The sequence below is a fragment of the Crossiella sp. S99.2 genome (assembly GCF_023094165.1).
GTDB lineage: Bacteria > Actinomycetota > Actinomycetes > Mycobacteriales > Pseudonocardiaceae > Crossiella.
Window position 1 is genome coordinate 1 of record NZ_JALMDK010000012.1, and the last position, 15816, is coordinate 15816.

Consider the following 15816-nt stretch of genomic DNA (forward strand, 5'->3'; position numbering starts at 1 on the left):
GGGCGCGCAACCCCTGGCCCCTTTGGGGGGGGGGGCCCCGCGGCCCGGGGGGGGGGGGGGGGGCCCGGCCCCCCCCCCGGGGGGGCCGGGGCCCGCGCCCATCGACTTACCCACTGGTGATGCCATTTGTACGTCGGGTCGCTGGAACTCGACATCCTGCTCGGCGACGTGCAGTCGCTGAAGCAGAAGCGGTCGCTGGTCCGTCCGGTGATCGCGGAGATCCGCCGCAAGTTCGAGGTGTCCGCCGCTGAGGCCGGACATCTGGACCTGCATCGCCGTGCCCTCGTCGGGGTGGCCGTGGTGGCCGCGGACGCGGGGCACATTCGGGATGTGCTCGACGCCTGTGAGCGGATGGTCGCCGGGCGCCCCGAGCTGGAGCTGCTGTCGGCGCGCCGGCGCGTGCATGGACCGGACGACGACGAGTAACAAGACAGGCAAGACCCGAGAAAGGGAGTGAGCGCCGTGGCCGACCAGGCCCGCGCCCGCAGGCTGGCCAAGCGGATCGCCCAGATCGTGGCCTCCGCGATCGAGCACCAGATCAAGGATCCGCGACTGGCGAAGGTGACCATCACCGACGCCAAGGTGACCGGAGACCTGCGCGACGCCACCGTGTACTACACCGTCCTCGGCGACACCGTGGACGCACCGCCGGACCTCGCCGCCGCGGCGGCCGCCCTGGCCAGCGCGACCGGTGTGCTCCGGTCGCTGGTCGGGCAAGGCACCGGGGTGCGGTTCACCCCGACCCTGGCCTTCATCGCCGACACCGTGCCGGACACCGCACGGCAGATGGACGAGCTGCTGGCCAAGGCCAGGGAAGCCGACGCCGAGGTCGCGCGCATCGCCTCCGGCGCCAGCCCCGCCGGTGACGCCGACCCGTACCGCGCACCGCGCGAGGCGGACGAGGACGAAGCCGAGGGCCCGGCCGAGGCGGCTGCCGCCGAGCCGGCCGACGGTGAGCTTCGCCACCGCTGAACAGCCCGGATATCGCCGGAAGGCATGGACGTGACCTGGGGTTGTGGGCGAGGCTGACCCCTTGAGGTCAGCTACAACAGCAGGATTGTCGCGGAGGTGAGCGCCCTGGCCGGCGAACGTGGAGCGGTGGCCCCACTCGAGTTCGAGGTGGCGGCGGCCGCCCGGCTGCTGGCTGAGGCCACCGACGTCACCCTGCTCGGACATGTCAACCCGGACGCCGACGCCCTGGGCAGCGCCCTGGCCCTCGGTCTTGCCCTGCACCGCCTGGGCAAGACCGTCCGGGTGTCCTTCTCCACCCCGGACCGCGCACCAGACGCGTTGGTCGCACTGGACACCGAGCAGCTGCTGGTCCCGCCATCGCAGGTGCCCGAGTCACCACCGGTGCTGGTCGCCATGGACACCGGCAGTCTCGCCCGCCTCGGCTGGCTGGGCGAACGGGTCCCGAAGATCATCGCCGCGGGTGGCCAGGTCGTGGTCATCGACCACCACGCCTCCAACACCCGCTACGGCACCCATCACATCGTCGACGACCGAGCCGAGTCCACCACAGTCCTGGTCCTGCGCCTCCTGGACGAAATGGGCATCGCCCCGGACCCCGACATCGCCCGCTGCCTCTACGCCGGCCTGGTGACCGACACCAGCTCATTCCGCCGCGCCCGCCCGCACACCCACGAACTGGCCGCCCGCCTGCTCGCGGCAGGAGTGGACGCCGAAGCCACAGCCCGCCCGTTGATGGACAACCACCCCTTCGCCTGGCTGGGCATGCTCTCGACGGTCCTGGGCGGTGCCCGGCTGGAACCCGACGGCGCCCGCGGGTTCGGGCTGGTGCACGCGGCGGTGCGGTTGCGCGACGTGGCCGGCCTGCGCAGCGAGGACGTGGACAGCGTCGTCGACGTGGTGCGCAGCACCGCGGAAGCCGAGGTGGCGGTCGTGTTCAAGGAGATCGGCGACCAGGAGTGGTCGCTGTCCATGCGCGCGGTCGGCCGGGTCAACGTGGGCGCGGCGGCCCAAGCACTGGGCGGCGGCGGACACCGGCTGGCGGCCGGCTGCACGATGCGAGGCGCACTGGACGAGGTGCTCGACGAGGTGCGCGCGGCGCTCAACGCGGCCCCGCTGCTGTAGCCGGCCCAGGCACGCCCAGTTCAGCGGCGACCAGGCCCGGTCGCGACGGGGCCCAGTCGCGACCGGGACGGACGCGGCGAGCGAGAAGGCCGGGACCTGGCTGCCGCCGTGGTTTGTGGAGCCGAACGCGAGAACGCCACTGTGGGACACAGCGTGTCGTGTGGACGAGCGGAAGGCAGGAATTACGCCGAGCTAGGGCAGGTTGCCTCCAGTCGGTGCGCGGTGCGCGGTGCGCGGTGCGCGGTGCGCGGTGCGCGGTGCGCGGTGCGCGGTGCGCGGTGCGCGGTGCGCGGTGGCGGAGTGCGCTCGAACGTGGGTGCGACTGTGGTGCCTGCACGGATCGCACGCTCAGTGGCAGTCGCTTCGACCACGTTGCCGCCGTACGCCCGATGTTGATGCGGACCAGGACCGCTGGACGTGGGTGCGAGCGGTACCCAACTTGGCGCGATTGGCAAGCCGAAACCCGATTGGACGAGATGGCTCACTGACCAACCGCAGCTCGGGTGTCCACGCTGTTCAGGTGCGTTGCCGTGCGCGGAACGCGGCCACGTGAACCCGGTTGGCGCAGCGAGCCGAGCAGAAGCGTTTGGCGCGATTCGTCGAAGTGTCGACGAAGTACGTGGCGCAGTCCTGGGCGGCGCAGTGGCCCCAGCGGTCCAGGCCGTGGCGGACGACTGCTTGGGCCAGGCCCCAGGCCGCGGCCGCGGCTACTTCCTGGGCGGGTGGGGCGTCGGGTTCGGCTACGTGGATGTGCCAGTTGGGGGCTTCGCCACTGCTGTGGCCGGACAGGCGGGGGCGGGGCGGGTGGGTGGCCAGCAGGGTGTTCACGGTGGTCAGGACGGCGTCCGCGTCGTCGTTGACCGCGGCGTCCAGGGCCTGGCGGAGGGTGGTGGCGACGGTGCGGAGGGCATCCAGGTCCGTCTCGGTGGTGCGGTCGGCCCACCAGGGCTCGTCGTGCAGGGCGGCGCGGAGGTCGGCTAGGTCGGCCAAGCTCGCGTTGGCCAGGCGGAGGGCTACGTCGAGGTAATCGGCGTTGTCCATTGTCGGTCCTTACGTCTACGCTGCCATGCGTCAGGGGTCAAATAGCTAACAGCACCTTACCGGGAGGTTGCCGTGGACCAGGTGCCGTTGCGGCGGGTGCTCTCGCTGGCGTTGCCCGCGTTGCTGGTGCTCGCCGCGGAACCGCTGTACCTCCTGGTCGACACGGCGGTGGTCGGGCGGCTCGGCGCGGTGCCGCTGGCCGCGCTCGCGGTGGGTGGCGTGGTGCTCGCGCAGGTCTCGACGCAGCTGACCTTCCTCTCCTACGGGACCACCGCGCGCGCCGCCCGGTTGCACGGCGCGGGGCGGCGGGCGGACGCGGTCGCCGAGGGGGTGCAGGCGACCTGGCTGGCGTTGTTGCTGGGTGCGGGGCTGGTGCTGGTCGGGCAGGTGTTCGCGGGGCCGGTGGCGCGAGTGCTGGCGGGGGAGGGGCCGGTCGCGGATTCCGCCGTCTCCTGGTTGCGGATCGCGTTGTTCGGGGCGCCGTTGATCCTGGTCACGATGTCCGGCAACGGGTGGATGCGCGGGGTGCAGGAGACCGCGCGGCCGATGCGGTACGTGCTGTTCGGCAACGCGCTCTCCGCCGTGATCTGCCCGGTGTTCGTGCACGGACTCGGCGAGTTCGAAGGGTGGGGGCTGGAGGGCTCAGCGATCGCCAACGTGCTCGCCCAGGCCATCTCGGCCGTGCTGTTCCTGCGGGCGCTGGCGGTGGAGCGGGTGCCGTTGCGGCCGCACTGGCGGGGCATGCTCGCGCAGCTCGGGCTGGGACGTGACCTGGTGTTGCGCAGTCTCGCCTTCCAGGCGTGTTTCGTCTCCGCGGCTGCGGTGGCGGCGCGGACCTCGGCGGCGACCGCAGCGGCGCACCAGGTGGTGTTGCAGCTGTGGACGTTCCTGGCGTTGGTGCTGGACTCACTGGCCATCGCGGCGCAGTCGCTGGTCGGGGCCGAGCTGGGGGCGGGGCGGGCGGAGCGGGCGAAGGCGCTGGCGGGGCAGATGATCCGCTACGGGCTGGTGTTCGGGATCGCGCTCGGGGTGCTGTTCGCGTCTGTGTCCGGGGTGCTGCCGGGGGTGTTCACGCCGGATGCCGGAGTGCTCGCCGAGGTGCCGCACGCGTGGTGGTTCTTCGTGGCGTTGCAGCCGGTGGCGGGCGTGGTGTTCGCGCTGGACGGGGTGCTGCTAGGGGCGGGGGACGCGGCGTTCCTGCGGACCGCGACCCTGTTGTCGGCGGCGCTCGGTTTCCTGCCGTTGGTGTGGGCGTCGATGGTCTTCGGCTGGGGGCTGCTCGGAATCTGGACCGGGCTCAGCGCGTTCATGGTGTTGCGGCTCGTCGCGGTGTTGTGGCGGGCGGGCAGCGGGCGCTGGGCAGTGGTGGGCGCCGTGCGGGACTGACACGTCGCTGACCTGTGGCGGAGCCGTTCCGGGCCGGTTCGCGCATGCCTGTGGGCCAGGCCACGTCTCGGGTTGATAACGCTTACGGGTGATCATCCGATGTCTAAGGTGGGCCAGCGTCGGCCGCACCCTTTCCGACCTCATATCTCACTGTTTTCTGCTGTTCTTTGGAGGGTTTCCTTGTCGGCCGAGCGTGCCCGCCGTCAGGCGTGGCTGGTCTGGTCCATCGCGGTAATCGTTTACGTGGCGGCGGTCTTCCACCGCACCTCGCTCGGGGTCGCCGGACCCCAGGCCGCCGAGCGCTTCGGCGTCGGTCCGGCCGCGCTCGGTGTCTTCACCGTGCTGCAGATCGGCGTCTACGCCGCCATGCAGATCCCCACCGGCCTGCTGGTCGACCGCTTCGGGCCGCGACGGGTGCTCACCGCGGCAGCGATGCTCATCGGCGCCGGACAGATGCTGTTCGCGCTCGCCGACTCCTACCCGCTCGCGCTCTCCGCCCGCGCCGTGCTCGGCTGCGGTGACGCGATGACCTGGGTCAGCCTGCTCCGCCTGATCGCCGGGCACTTCCCCGCGCGCAAGTACGCCGTGGTCGTCTCGATCTCCGCCGCGCTCGGTGGAGCCGGCAACCTGGCCTCGACCATGCCGCTGACCATGCTGCTGGACAACGTTGGCTGGACCCTGACCTTCCTCATCGGCGGCGGCCTGACCACCGCCTACGCCGCGCTGGCCGGCACCAGGCTGCGGGATGTGCCCGAGGGTGCGCCCGTCCCGGCCGCCGACCCGGTGCCGCTGCGCTCGGTCGGTCGCTCGGTGGCCGCGGCCTGGCGGATCCCGGGCACCCGGCTCGGCTTCTGGGTGCACTTCTCCACCATGTTCGCCCCGGCCGTGCTCGGCCTGCTCTGGGGTTTCCCGTACCTGACCGAGGCGCAGGGGCTGAGCCCGCACGTGGCCAGCGCGATGCTCGGGGTGCTGGTGATCGGCGCGATCGTCGGCGGGCCGTTGTTCGGCGCGCTCATCGGCCGCCGTCCCGAACTGCGCATGCCGCTGGTCGTCGGCTTCCTCGCCGCCGCCGTGCTGACCTGGGTGGTGCTGCTGGGCTGGCCCGGTGGGCAACCGCCGATCGCGCTGGTCGTGATCGCGCTGGTGGTGCTCTCGCTGGGCGGACCGGCCTCCACGGTCGCCTTCGCGCTGGCCCGCGACTACAACTCGCTGCGCACCGTCGGCACCGCGACCGGGCTGGTCAACGTGGGTGGCTTCAGCGCGACCACGGTCGCCGCGCTCAGCGTCGGACTGCTGCTGGAGGTGGCCGCGCCACTGGGTCCGGCGGCCAAGTTCCAGGTCGCGTTGTCGGCGATTCTGCTGGTGCTGCTCTTCGGCACCTGGCGGACCGCGGTGTGGTGGCGACGTGCCCGCGCGGTCGTGCTCGCCGCCGCGGCCAGGGGCGAGGAGGTGCCGGTCCAGCTGCGCGCGCGGCGCTGGGACGACCTCGCCGCCGTGCCCGTGCCCGCCGCTGCCTAGGATCGCGCCTCGTGACCCGAGCTGAACGCGCCTCACGTCCCCCCGTGCCACCCGGTCTCGTCGTGGTGGACAAGCCGAGCGGGATGACCTCCCACGACGTCGTCGCGCGGGTGCGCCGGATCATGGGCACCCGCAAGGTCGGGCATGCCGGCACGCTGGACCCGATGGCCACCGGCGTGCTCGTGCTCGGCATCGAACGCGCCACCAAGCTGCTCGGCCACCTGGCCCTGGACACCAAGGCCTACCTCGCCTGCATCCGCCTCGGCGCCGCCACCACCACCGACGACGCCGAGGGCGAGGTGACCTCGGCCGCCGACGCCAGTGCGGTGGCCGAGGACGCGGTGCGCGCGGAGATCGCCAAGCTCACCGGCGACATCCTGCAGGTGCCCAGCTCGGTCAGCGCGGTCAAGATCGACGGCCAGCGGGCCTACGCGCGGGTGCGCGCGGGCGAGGAGGTCGTGCTGGAGCCGCGGCCGGTCACCGTGGCCCGCTTCGACCTGCTCAACCTGCGCCGCGAGGGCGAGTTCACCGACCTGGACGTGCTGGTCGAGTGCTCCTCCGGCACCTACGTGCGTGCGCTGGCCCGCGACATCGGCCGCGAACTCGGCGTCGGCGGCCACCTCAACGCGTTGCGCCGCACCCGGGTCGGCCCGTTCGGCCTGGCCGTGGCGCGCACGCTGGCGCAGCTGGAGGAGGAACCGCAGCTCAGCCTGGACCTGGACGCCGCGGTCGCCGCCGCCTTCCCGCGTCGCGACGTCGACGCCAGCGCGGCCTCCGCGCTCGCGCACGGCGGCGCGCTGCCCGCGGCGGGCATCGACGGCACCTACGGGGTGTTCGCGCCCTCCGGGAAGGTGATCGCGCTCGCCAAGGACAACGCCGGCCGGGCCAAGCCGCTCGTCGTGCTCGCGCCCTCCGGCTGAGCATCGCCCAGTCCGGCTGACGATCACCGAGCCACGTAGGCTCGCCTCGTGCAACGCTGGCGCGGACTGGACAACCTGCCTGGAGGCTGGGGACGTTGTGTGCTGACCGTCGGGGTCTTCGACGGGGTGCACCGCGGTCACCAGCAACTCATCGCCCGAGCCGTGGAACTGGCCAAGGAACGCGGCCTGCCGAGCGTGGTGATGACCTTCGACCCGCACCCGTCCGAGGTGGTCCGGGCCGGTAGTCATCCGGCCCAGCTGACCACCCTCGCGCGGCGGGCCGACCTGGTCGAGCAGCTCGGCGTGGACGTGTTCTGCGTGTTGCCGTTCAGCCCGGACATCTCCCGGGTGCCCGCGGATGAGTTCGTGCACGAACTGCTGGTCGAGCGGCTGCACGTGGCCGCGGTGGTGGTCGGGGAGAACTTCCGCTTCGGCCACCGCGCGGCCGGGGACGTCGAGCTGCTGCGCTCGCTGGGCGCGCGGTTCGGGTTCGTCGCCGAGGGCGTGCGGTTGCTCGCCGAGGACTCGGTCACCTTCTCCTCCACCTACATCCGGGCCTGCATCGACGCCGGTGACGTCGACGCCGCGGCCGCCGCGCTGGGCAGGCCGCACCGGCTGGAGGGCATCGTGGTGCGCGGTGACCAGCGTGGCCGGCTGCTCGGTTTCCCGACCGCCAACCTCTCCAGTCAACTGCATTCCGCGGTGCCGGCCGACGGTGTGTACGCGGGGCGGCTGGTGCACGTGGGCCACGTCAGCCACGGGGTGCCCGGACAGGTGCGCTCGCTGCCGGCGGCCATCTCGGTGGGCACCAATCCGACCTTCTCCGGGCGGGAGCGCCGGGTGGAGGCCTACGTGCTCGACATCAACGAGGACCTCTACGGCGAACGCGTCGCGCTGGACTTCGTGCACCGGCTGCGCGCCACCGAACGCTACGACAACGTCGACGCGCTCATCGCGCAAATGCACCTGGACGTCGCGGAGACGCGGAAGCTGCTCACGAACGAGTGAACCCACCGCGGGTGCACTTGCGAACGCCTCGGCGGTTCGTGCCGGTCCCGGCTGTCCGACCTGGCAGGATTCAAGCCGCTGAACGCAGGTCGCCGGGGACCGAGCCAACTGGGAGTGCAATAGCAGTGGAGGAACAGAAGATCGTCCAGCGTAACCTCGCGCTGCAGCGCGAGTGGTACGGCGAACCGCTGGGAGACCGGGTCCGGCGGCTCGTGGTGGCCTACGACATCTCCCAGGCGCAGCTGGCCGACGTGCTCGGCATCAGCGCGCCCATGCTCAGCCAGGTCATGAGCGGACGACGGGCGAAGATCGGCAACCCCTCGGTGCTCGCCCGGATGGTCATGCTGGAGCGGCGGGTGCTGACCCCCGGTGTCGCCGCGGGTGAGAAGGCCGCCATCGACGAGGCGCTGGTGCAGGTCCGCGACTCCCGGCCCAAGGTGAGCATGGACACCCTGCCGGTGGACGAGGGCCGCGCCGAGCAGACCGCGCTCAACCGGCTGCGCGATCTGGCGGTGGCCGAGGAACTCAGCGGCGCGGCCGATCTGCTGGCCGGTCGCTACCCGGCGCTGGCCGATCTGCTGCGGCGGGCCGCGGAGGAGTCCTGAGCCAGGCCAGGCTGTTCACCGCGCTCTGGCCGCCGGCCGAGGTGATCGGTCATCTCGCCGACGGGATCGGCGCGCTCGACGGGCTCGGCCCGGGGACGCGCGCCGAGCCCGTCGAACGGTGGCACCTCACGCTGTGCTTCCACGGCCCGGACTCGATCGAGGACCGGACCCGCGCCCTGGCCGGAGCGCTGCCCGGACTGCGCGCGCCGCGACTGCGGATCGGCGGCTGGGGCGAGTTCCGCGGTGTGCTGTGGGCCGGGATCCAGTACGCGAGCCCGGCTGACGAACCCGCGCTGCGCGCGCTCGCGGTGGCCGCGGGCGCCGACCCGGAGCGCTACACCCCGCACCTGACCCTGCTGCGCTTCGCCGGGGACCGTCCGGAAATGCGTTCGCTGACCACCCGGCTGGCCGACTACACTGGGCCGTGGTGGACGCCAGCGGAGGTAGATCTGGTCCGCAGTGACCGGACCCCGCGTGGTCCCAGCTATCACTCTGTGGCGCGGCTCGCCCTGACCGGCTGAGACGCACTGCGCCGAACGGCTGCTACCCTCAATCTTTGGGTCCGGCTGCGTTCCGTGGCGGCCGGCACCGTCCAACCCCCGCCGGATCGGCGAGGGGTCCGCACGGAACGAGCGAAATACAGGAGTAACACGCGTGGCACTGTCCACTGACCAGAAGAAGACCATCCTCGGCGAGTACGGCACCCACGAGTCGGACACCGGCTCGCCGGAGGCGCAGGTCGCCCTGCTGAGCAAGCGCATCAGCGGGCTCACCGAGCACCTCAAGACCCACAAGCACGACCACCACTCGCGTCGCGGGCTGCTGCTGATGGTCGGCCGCCGTCGTCGCCTGCTCGACTACTTGAAGAAGAGCGACATCGAGCGCTACCGAGCGCTGATCGCTCGCCTCGGCCTGCGCCGATGAGTTGACACCGAGGGGGAGCGGCCGAGCCGCTCCCCCTCGGTTCATCCCGATCGCGTCCCGCAGACCGGGCGCGAACAGGCTGGATGCAGTAGAAAGCCAGCCAGAACCCACAGGGGCCCGCGCCGTCCCAGGCAGCGGAAGTGCGGACGCCGGTCCTCGGTAGTGGTTCCCGGGCAGGATGCCCGGGAGCTTCGATCGAAGACCGGCAGACATTCGTCGCGACACTTCCGCCGGGACAGCCGCGTGGTGGCCCTACACAGAGAGAACCAAAGAGGAGTAACCACGTGACCGATGTCGAGATCTACGAATCGACCGCTGTTCTGGACAACGGGAAGTTCGGCTCCAGGACCGTTCGGTTCGAGACCGGCCGCCTGGCCCGTCAGGCCGCGGGCAGTGTCGTCGCTTACCTGGACGACGACACCATGCTGCTCTCCGCCACGACGGCGTCCAAGCACCCCAAGGACCACCTCGACTTCTTCCCGCTGACGGTGGACGTCGAGGAGCGCATGTACGCCGCGGGCCGCATCCCCGGCTCGTTCTTCCGCCGCGAGGGCCGTCCCTCCACCGACGCGGTGCTCACCTGCCGGCTGATCGACCGCCCGCTGCGCCCGTCCTTCGTGGACGGCCTGCGCAACGAGATCCAGGTCGTCGTCACCGTGATGAGCCTGGCCCCGACCGACCTGTACGACGTGCTGGCGATCAACGCCGCCTCCGCGTCCACCCAGCTCGCGGGTCTGCCCTTCTCCGGGCCGATCGGTGGCACCCGGGTCGCCCTGATCGAGGGCCAGTGGGTCGCCTTCCCGACCTACGAGCAGCTCGAGAACGCCGTGTTCGACATGGTCGTCGCGGGCCGCATCGTCGGTGACGACGTCGCGATCATGATGGTCGAGGCCGAGGCCACCGACAAGACCATCGAGCTGGTCGCCGGTGGCGCCGCCGCGCCGACCGAGGAGATCGTCGCGGCCGGCCTGGAGGCCGCCAAGCCGTTCATCCGGGCGCTGTGCGAGGCCCAGCAGGAGCTGGCCGCCGACGCCGCCAAGGCCACCGCCGACTACCCGGTCTTCCTCGCCTACGAGGCCGACGTCTTCGCCGCGGTCGAGGGCATTGCCGCCGCCGACCTGACCCAGGCGCTGACCATCGCGGACAAGCAGGAGCGAGAGGCCCGGCTGGACGAGCTGAAGGTCAAGGTGCTCGACTCGCTCGTGCCCGACGCCGACGCCGAGTTCGCCGGCCGGGAGAAGGAGATCGGCGCGGCCTTCCGCTCGCTGACCAAGAAGTCGGTGCGCCAGCGCATCCTGCGCGACCAGGTCCGCATCGACGGCCGTGGCGTCAGCGACATCCGCAGCCTCGGCGCCGAGGTCGCGGTCATCCCGCGCACCCACGGCTCCGCGCTGTTCGAGCGCGGCGAGACCCAGATCCTGGGTGTCACCACGCTGAACATGCTGCGCCTTGAGCAGCAGATCGACTCGCTCTCGCCCGAGACGCACAAGCGCTACATGCACCACTACAACTTCCCGCCGTACTCCACCGGTGAGACCGGCCGGGTGGGCTCGCCCAAGCGTCGCGAGATCGGTCACGGCGCGCTGGCCGAGCGGGCGCTGATGCCCGTGCTGCCCACCCGCGAGGAGTTCCCCTACGCGATCCGCCAGGTCTCCGAGGCGCTGGGCTCCAACGGCTCCACCTCGATGGGCTCGGTCTGCGCCTCCACCATGTCGCTGTTCAACGCCGGTGTGCCGCTGAAGGCGCCGGTCGCGGGCATCGCCATGGGCCTGGTCTCCGACGAGGTCGACGGCAAGACGCGCTACGTCGCGCTGACCGACATCCTCGGCGCCGAGGACGCCTTCGGCGACATGGACTTCAAGGTCGCGGGCACCAAGGAGTTCATCACCGCGCTCCAGCTGGACACCAAGCTCGACGGCATCCCCTCCGACGTGCTCGCCGGCGCGCTCGACCAGGCCCGCGACGCGCGGCTCACCCTGCTGGAGGTCATGGCTGAGGCCATCGACCGCCCGGACGAGATGAGCCCGTACGCCCCGCGGGTGACCTCGGTGACCATCCCGGTCGACAAGATCGGCGAGGTGATCGGGCCGAAGGGCAAGATGATCAACTCGATCACCGACCAGACCGGCGCCGACATCTCCATCGAGGACAACGGCACCATCTACGTCGGGGCCGCGGACGGTCCGTCCGCCCAGGCCGCGATCGACATGATCAACGCCATCGCCAACCCGCAGCTGCCGAAGGTCGGCGAGCGCTTCCTGGGCACCGTGGTCAAGACCGCGGCCTTCGGCGCGTTCGTCTCGCTGCTGCCGGGCAAGGACGGCCTGGTGCACATCTCCAAGCTGGGCAACGGCAAGCGGATCAACAAGGTCGAGGACGTGGTCAAGGTCGGTGACAAGCTCCGGGTGGAGATCGCCGACATCGACCAGCGCGGCAAGATCAGCCTCGTCGTGGTGAACGAGGAAGACGCCGCCAAGGCCGACACCGGCGCCGAGGCGAGCACCGAGGGTGCCGCCACCCCGGAGCCGGCTGACGCGTGACGTCGCAGAACAACAGGGCAGGGGGCGCTTCCGGCGCCCCCTGCGCCGTATCGGAGGGCTTTGTGACCGAGGTGTTGGAGCGCACCTCGGAGGACTGCGCAGTGCAGCGCACCATGCTGCCGGGCGGCCTCCGGGTGATCACCGAACAACTGCCAGGGGTGCGCTCGGCGTCCGTGGGGATCTGGGTGGCCATCGGCTCCCGGGACGAGCCACAGGAGGTCGCGGGTGCCGCGCACTACCTGGAGCACCTGCTGTTCAAGGGCACCAAGCGGCGCAACGCGGTGCAGATCGCCGAGGAGATCGACGCGGTCGGCGGCGAGTTGAACGCCTTCACCGCCAAGGAGCACACCTGCTACTACGCGCACGTGCTCGACGCGGATCTGCCGCTGGCGGTGGACCTGGTCGGTGACGTGGTCTTCGACGCGGTGTGCGCCGACGCGGACATGGAACTCGAGCGCGGCGTGGTCTTGGAAGAGATCGCCATGCGCGATGACGATCCCGAGGACCTGCTGCACGAGGCGTTCTGCACGGCCATGCTCGGCGACCATCCGCTGGGGCGGCCGGTGCTCGGCTCCGAGGAGTCGATCACCGCGATGAGCCGGGACGCGCTCTACGGCTTCTACCGGGACAACTACACGCTGCCCCGGATGGTGCTGGCCGCGGCCGGCAACGTGCGGCACGAGCAGGTGCTGGAGCTGGCGCAGGTCGCGCTCGGCGACCGCCTGACCGGCAACCCGGCGCCGCTGCCGCCGCGGGTCGGCACCGCGGAGATCATCCGTGGGCAGAAGCTGGTGCTGTGCGAGGACGACACCGAGCAGGCGCACCTGATGCTCGGCGTGCCCGCGCTGGACCGGCATGACGACCGGCGCTTCGCCCTGGGCGTGCTCAACGCGGCACTGGGCGGCGGGATGAGTTCCCGGCTGTTCCAGGAGGTCCGGGAGCGGCGCGGGCTGGCGTACTCGGTGTACTCCTCGGTCGCCGCCTACGCCGACACCGGGCACCTCGCGGTGTACGCGGGGTGCCAGCCGGAGCGGCTCGGCGCGGTCGCGGGCGTGGTGCGTTCGGTGCTGACCGGCATCGCCAAGGACGGGCTGCGGCCCGCCGAGGTGGCCAGGGGCAAGGGGCAGTTGCGCGGCGGGCTGGTGCTCGGTCTGGAGGACACCAGTTCCCGGATGTCCCGCATCGGCAAGGGCGAGCTGAACTACGGCGATCACCTGACCGTGGAGGAGACCCTCGCGCGGATCGACTCGGTGACCGCCGAGCAGGTGGCCGAACTCGCACGTGAATTGTTGGCCCGCCCGCTCAGCGCCGCGGTGGTGGGGCCGTACGCTTCTGCCGACGATTTGCCCACCGAAGTGCACGAGGTGATCGCATGACGGCCCCTGCCCAGCCAGCGGGATCCGGCGCCGAGGAGCCGATTCGCGTCGGGGTGCTCGGCGCACGCGGCCGGATGGGCGCCGAGGTGTGCCGCGCGGTGGACGCCGCGCGGGACATGGAACTGGTCGCCATGGTCGACGAGGGCGACTGGCTGGCCGGTGTCGGCGACGCGGGCGCCGAGGTGGTGGTGGACTTCACCCACCCCAGCGCGGTGATGGACAACCTCCGCTTCTGCGTCGAACGCGGCATCCACTGCGTGGTGGGCACCAGCGGCTTCAGCGATCAGCGGCTGGACGAGATCCGCGGCTGGCTGCGGGAGAAGCCGGAGCTGGGCGTGCTGGTGGCGGCGAACTTCGCCATCGGCGCGATCCTGTCGATGCGCTTCGCCGAGCTGGCCGCGAAGTACTACGAGTCGGTGGAGATCGTCGAGCTGCACCACGCGCGCAAGGCCGACGCGCCCTCCGGCACCGCGTACCGCACCGCCCAGCTCGTCGCCGCGGCCCGGGTCAAGGCGGGCATGGGGTCCATCCCGGACGCCACCACGCAGGAGCAGGACGGCGCGCGCGGCGCGGACGTCGACGGCATCCGGGTGCACTCGCTCCGGCTGTCCGGCCTGGTCGCGCACCAGGAGGTGCTCTTCGGCACGGCGGGGGAGACGCTGACGATCCGGCACGACTCGCTGGACCGCAGCTCCTTCATGCCGGGTGTCCTGCTGGGCATCCGCTCGGTGCGCACCCGCCCCGGCCTGACCCTCGGCCTGGAATCCCTGCTCGACCTGTGAACGCCCGCAGAGTCGCCTACATCCTCACCGCGGTGCTCGCGGTGTACCTGGTGCTACTGGCCGAACGCGCCTACACCCTGGTCACCTCGGGCACCGCCGTGGCCTTCATCCTGGGCCTGGCCATCCTGATCCTGCCGATCCTGGGCGCCTGGATGGTCCTGGCCGAGCTGCGGTTCGGCAGCCGCACGGAGGCGCTGGCCCGTCGACTGGACGAGGCCGGTGAACTGCCCGACATCAGCGACCTGCCGCGACGACCGTCGGGCCGGGTGGAACGAGACGCGGCGGACGCCTGGTTCGCCGAACGCAAAGCCGAGGTGGACGCGGCGCCGGCGGATTGGCGCGGCTGGTTCAAGCTCGCGCAGGCCTATGACATCGCGGGGGACCGGCGGCGGGCGCGTGAGGCGATGCGCAAGGCCATCGAGCTGGGCAACACCTGACCGCTGGGGTAGCGCCCGGCCACTGGGGCTTGCGCGCGCCCTCCGGTCTCAGAGCAGCCAGCCGCTGACCAGAGCCGGTGCGGCCGCGAGGGCCGCGAAGCGGGCGAAGCGGCCGATCAGGCAGGCCGAGACGAAGTTCAGCAGGGACACCCGGGCGACCCCGGCGATCACCGCGATCGCGGCGTAGGGCGGCACGCTCGCGGTCGCGCTCAGCAACATCACCGAGTACGACCAGCCCGGCCGGCGGGCGCACACCTCGCGGAAGCGCTCCACGCGCTGGCTCCACTTGCCCTTGGGGCGGTCCGGATCGCGTTCGCGGCGCAGGAATTTCGGCAGGGTGATGTCGCCGCGGCCCGCGTAGAAGTACAGCAGCTTGCCCGCCACCTGGCCGACGGCCACTACCAGACCCATCGCCCACCAGGGCAGTTGCGGCTGGGCCAGCACCACGGCGAGCACATACGCCTCGAGCACGATGATGGGGATCAGCGCCGACGCGATGCCCATGCCCAGGCTCAGCGCCAACCACATCAGCACACCGCGCTCCCGCCTCGTCGGGCGCCAGCGTACCCGTGAGCTGCGGCGACCTACTCCACCAGGGACAACTCCAGAGAACCCGTCAGCCGGAGTTCACGCAGTGGCCTGCCACCGGCGTCCAGAGTGCGGATGGTGCCGTCGGTGTCCCAGCCCGCGGAGCGGAAGAACTTCAGCGACGCCTGGTCCGCCTCGGCCACCCAGGTCACCCCGCGCTGGGCGCCCTGCTCCCGGAGCCGGGCGGCGGCCGTGGCCAGCAGGCGGCCGGCGTGGCCGCGGCGGCCCCAGCGGGGCTCCACCAGCAGCACGCTGACCAACGCGGTCGAATCGGCGTCCACCGGCAGCGCGCCGTCCGCGGCGGCGATCTCCTCGGTGGGGGCCGGACCGGCGGCGCAGAAGCCGACCACCCACTCGCCCTCGGTGGCCACCAGCACCGTGGCCGGGCCCGTGGTGACCGCCTCCAGCCACAGCCGTTCGGTCTCCTCGACATCCAGCCCGGCCAGCACCTCGGCGGGCAGGATCGCCGCATACGCGGACTGCCAGGTGACCTGTTGGATGCGGGCGATCTCGGCGGCGTCAGTGGGGAGTGCGGGCCGGACGGCGGCGTCTGCCATGCGAGACAACCTAGCCGGTTGCCTGCCGCGATATAACTTA

17 protein-coding genes are annotated in these 15816 nt (G+C 71.7%); 14 read left to right on the plus strand and 3 right to left on the minus strand.

The genetic code is table 11. The features are described 5' to 3' along the window. The first annotated feature begins 126 nt into the window (after positions 1-126). From MZC64_RS35385 to MZC64_RS35395, 3 genes are all read left to right on the plus strand, one after another. Complete coding sequence (locus MZC64_RS35385; protein WP_247760428.1) at positions 127-426, plus strand: DUF503 domain-containing protein; 300 nt, start codon at positions 127-129, stop codon at positions 424-426. A 36-nt stretch (positions 427-462) separates the two neighbouring features. Then, positions 463-972 (plus strand): 30S ribosome-binding factor RbfA, encoded by a 510-nt coding sequence (rbfA, locus tag MZC64_RS35390; protein ID WP_247760427.1) that lies wholly within the window; start codon positions 463-465, stop codon positions 970-972. A gap of 126 nt (positions 973-1098) precedes the next feature. Continuing rightward, positions 1099-2094 carry a bifunctional oligoribonuclease/PAP phosphatase NrnA gene (locus MZC64_RS35395; protein WP_247760426.1) on the plus strand — a complete coding sequence of 332 codons (996 nt, stop codon included), beginning with the start codon at positions 1099-1101 and terminating at the stop codon, positions 2092-2094. A 516-nt stretch (positions 2095-2610) separates the two neighbouring features. Here MZC64_RS35395 and MZC64_RS35400 read toward each other — a convergent pair. Beyond that, positions 2611-3135, minus strand: a complete 525-nt coding sequence (locus MZC64_RS35400; RefSeq protein ID WP_247760425.1) for a CGNR zinc finger domain-containing protein — start codon at positions 3133-3135, stop codon at positions 2611-2613. 72 nt (positions 3136-3207) lie between these two features. On the opposite strand from MZC64_RS35400, the gene MZC64_RS35405 reads away from it, so the two are divergent. The 11 genes from MZC64_RS35405 to MZC64_RS35455 all read left to right on the plus strand — a co-directional run bounded on the left by MZC64_RS35405 (position 3208) and on the right by MZC64_RS35455 (position 14631). Continuing rightward, on the plus strand, positions 3208-4521 hold the full coding sequence (locus MZC64_RS35405) for an MATE family efflux transporter (RefSeq protein WP_247760424.1): 1314 nt from the start codon (positions 3208-3210) through the stop codon (positions 4519-4521). 180 nt (positions 4522-4701) lie between these two features. Then, a complete protein-coding gene (locus MZC64_RS35410) occupies positions 4702-6039 on the plus strand; it encodes a nitrate/nitrite transporter (protein ID WP_247760423.1) in 1338 nt (445 codons plus the stop codon). 11 nt (positions 6040-6050) lie between these two features. Further along, positions 6051-6959 (plus strand): tRNA pseudouridine(55) synthase TruB, encoded by a 909-nt coding sequence (gene truB / locus MZC64_RS35415; protein WP_308301103.1) that lies wholly within the window; start codon positions 6051-6053, stop codon positions 6957-6959. 48 nt (positions 6960-7007) lie between these two features. Then, positions 7008-7967 (plus strand): bifunctional riboflavin kinase/FAD synthetase, encoded by a 960-nt coding sequence (locus tag MZC64_RS35420; RefSeq protein ID WP_247760422.1) that lies wholly within the window; start codon positions 7008-7010, stop codon positions 7965-7967. A 125-nt stretch (positions 7968-8092) separates the two neighbouring features. Next, positions 8093-8572, plus strand: a complete 480-nt coding sequence (locus MZC64_RS35425) for a helix-turn-helix transcriptional regulator (RefSeq protein ID WP_247760421.1) — start codon at positions 8093-8095, stop codon at positions 8570-8572. Between the two features lie 41 nt (positions 8573-8613). Continuing rightward, positions 8614-9093, plus strand: a complete 480-nt coding sequence (locus MZC64_RS35430) for a 2'-5' RNA ligase family protein (RefSeq protein ID WP_247760420.1) — start codon at positions 8614-8616, stop codon at positions 9091-9093. Positions 9094-9226: 133 nt separating this feature from the next. Beyond that, positions 9227-9496, plus strand: a complete 270-nt coding sequence (rpsO, locus tag MZC64_RS35435) for a 30S ribosomal protein S15 (protein ID WP_185008807.1) — start codon at positions 9227-9229, stop codon at positions 9494-9496. 284 nt (positions 9497-9780) lie between these two features. Next, positions 9781-12036: a polyribonucleotide nucleotidyltransferase gene (locus tag MZC64_RS35440; protein ID WP_247760419.1), complete on the plus strand. Its 2256-nt coding sequence runs from the start codon at positions 9781-9783 to the stop codon at positions 12034-12036. 113 nt (positions 12037-12149) lie between these two features. After that, the gene (locus MZC64_RS35445; RefSeq protein WP_247760882.1) at positions 12150-13412 is read left to right on the plus strand and encodes a pitrilysin family protein; all 1263 of its coding nucleotides are present in this window, start codon (positions 12150-12152) and stop codon (positions 13410-13412) included. Then, positions 13409-14194 carry a 4-hydroxy-tetrahydrodipicolinate reductase gene (gene dapB / locus MZC64_RS35450; RefSeq protein ID WP_247760418.1) on the plus strand — a complete coding sequence of 262 codons (786 nt, stop codon included), beginning with the start codon at positions 13409-13411 and terminating at the stop codon, positions 14192-14194. Before MZC64_RS35445 ends, dapB begins: the two co-directional genes overlap by 4 nt. Beyond that, entirely contained in the window at positions 14191-14631 is a 441-nt protein-coding gene (locus MZC64_RS35455) for a hypothetical protein (protein WP_247760417.1), read from the plus strand. Before dapB ends, MZC64_RS35455 begins: the two co-directional genes overlap by 4 nt. 48 nt (positions 14632-14679) lie before the next feature. On the opposite strand, the gene MZC64_RS35460 is transcribed toward MZC64_RS35455, so the two are convergent. Further along, positions 14680-15159, minus strand: a complete 480-nt coding sequence (locus MZC64_RS35460) for a VTT domain-containing protein (protein ID WP_247760880.1) — start codon at positions 15157-15159, stop codon at positions 14680-14682. A 56-nt stretch (positions 15160-15215) separates the two neighbouring features. Next, on the minus strand, positions 15216-15776 hold the full coding sequence (locus MZC64_RS35465) for a GNAT family N-acetyltransferase (RefSeq protein ID WP_247760416.1): 561 nt from the start codon (positions 15774-15776) through the stop codon (positions 15216-15218). Between the last annotated feature and the right edge of the window lie 40 nt (positions 15777-15816).

Bases quoted from the DNA above. Each gene is read 5' to 3' on its own strand.
- MZC64_RS35465 (WP_247760416.1), bottom strand. From the start codon at position 15,776: ATGGCAGACGCCGCCGTCCGGCCCGCACTCCCCACTGACGCCGCCGAG.
- dapB (WP_247760418.1), top strand. From the start codon at position 13,409: ATGACGGCCCCTGCCCAGCCAGCGGGATCCGGCGCCGAGGAGCCGATT.
- MZC64_RS35445 (WP_247760882.1), top strand. From the start codon at position 12,150: ATGCTGCCGGGCGGCCTCCGGGTGATCACCGAACAACTGCCAGGGGTG.
- MZC64_RS35460 (WP_247760880.1), bottom strand. From the start codon at position 15,159: ATGTGGTTGGCGCTGAGCCTGGGCATGGGCATCGCGTCGGCGCTGATC.
- MZC64_RS35400 (WP_247760425.1), bottom strand. From the start codon at position 3,135: ATGGACAACGCCGATTACCTCGACGTAGCCCTCCGCCTGGCCAACGCG.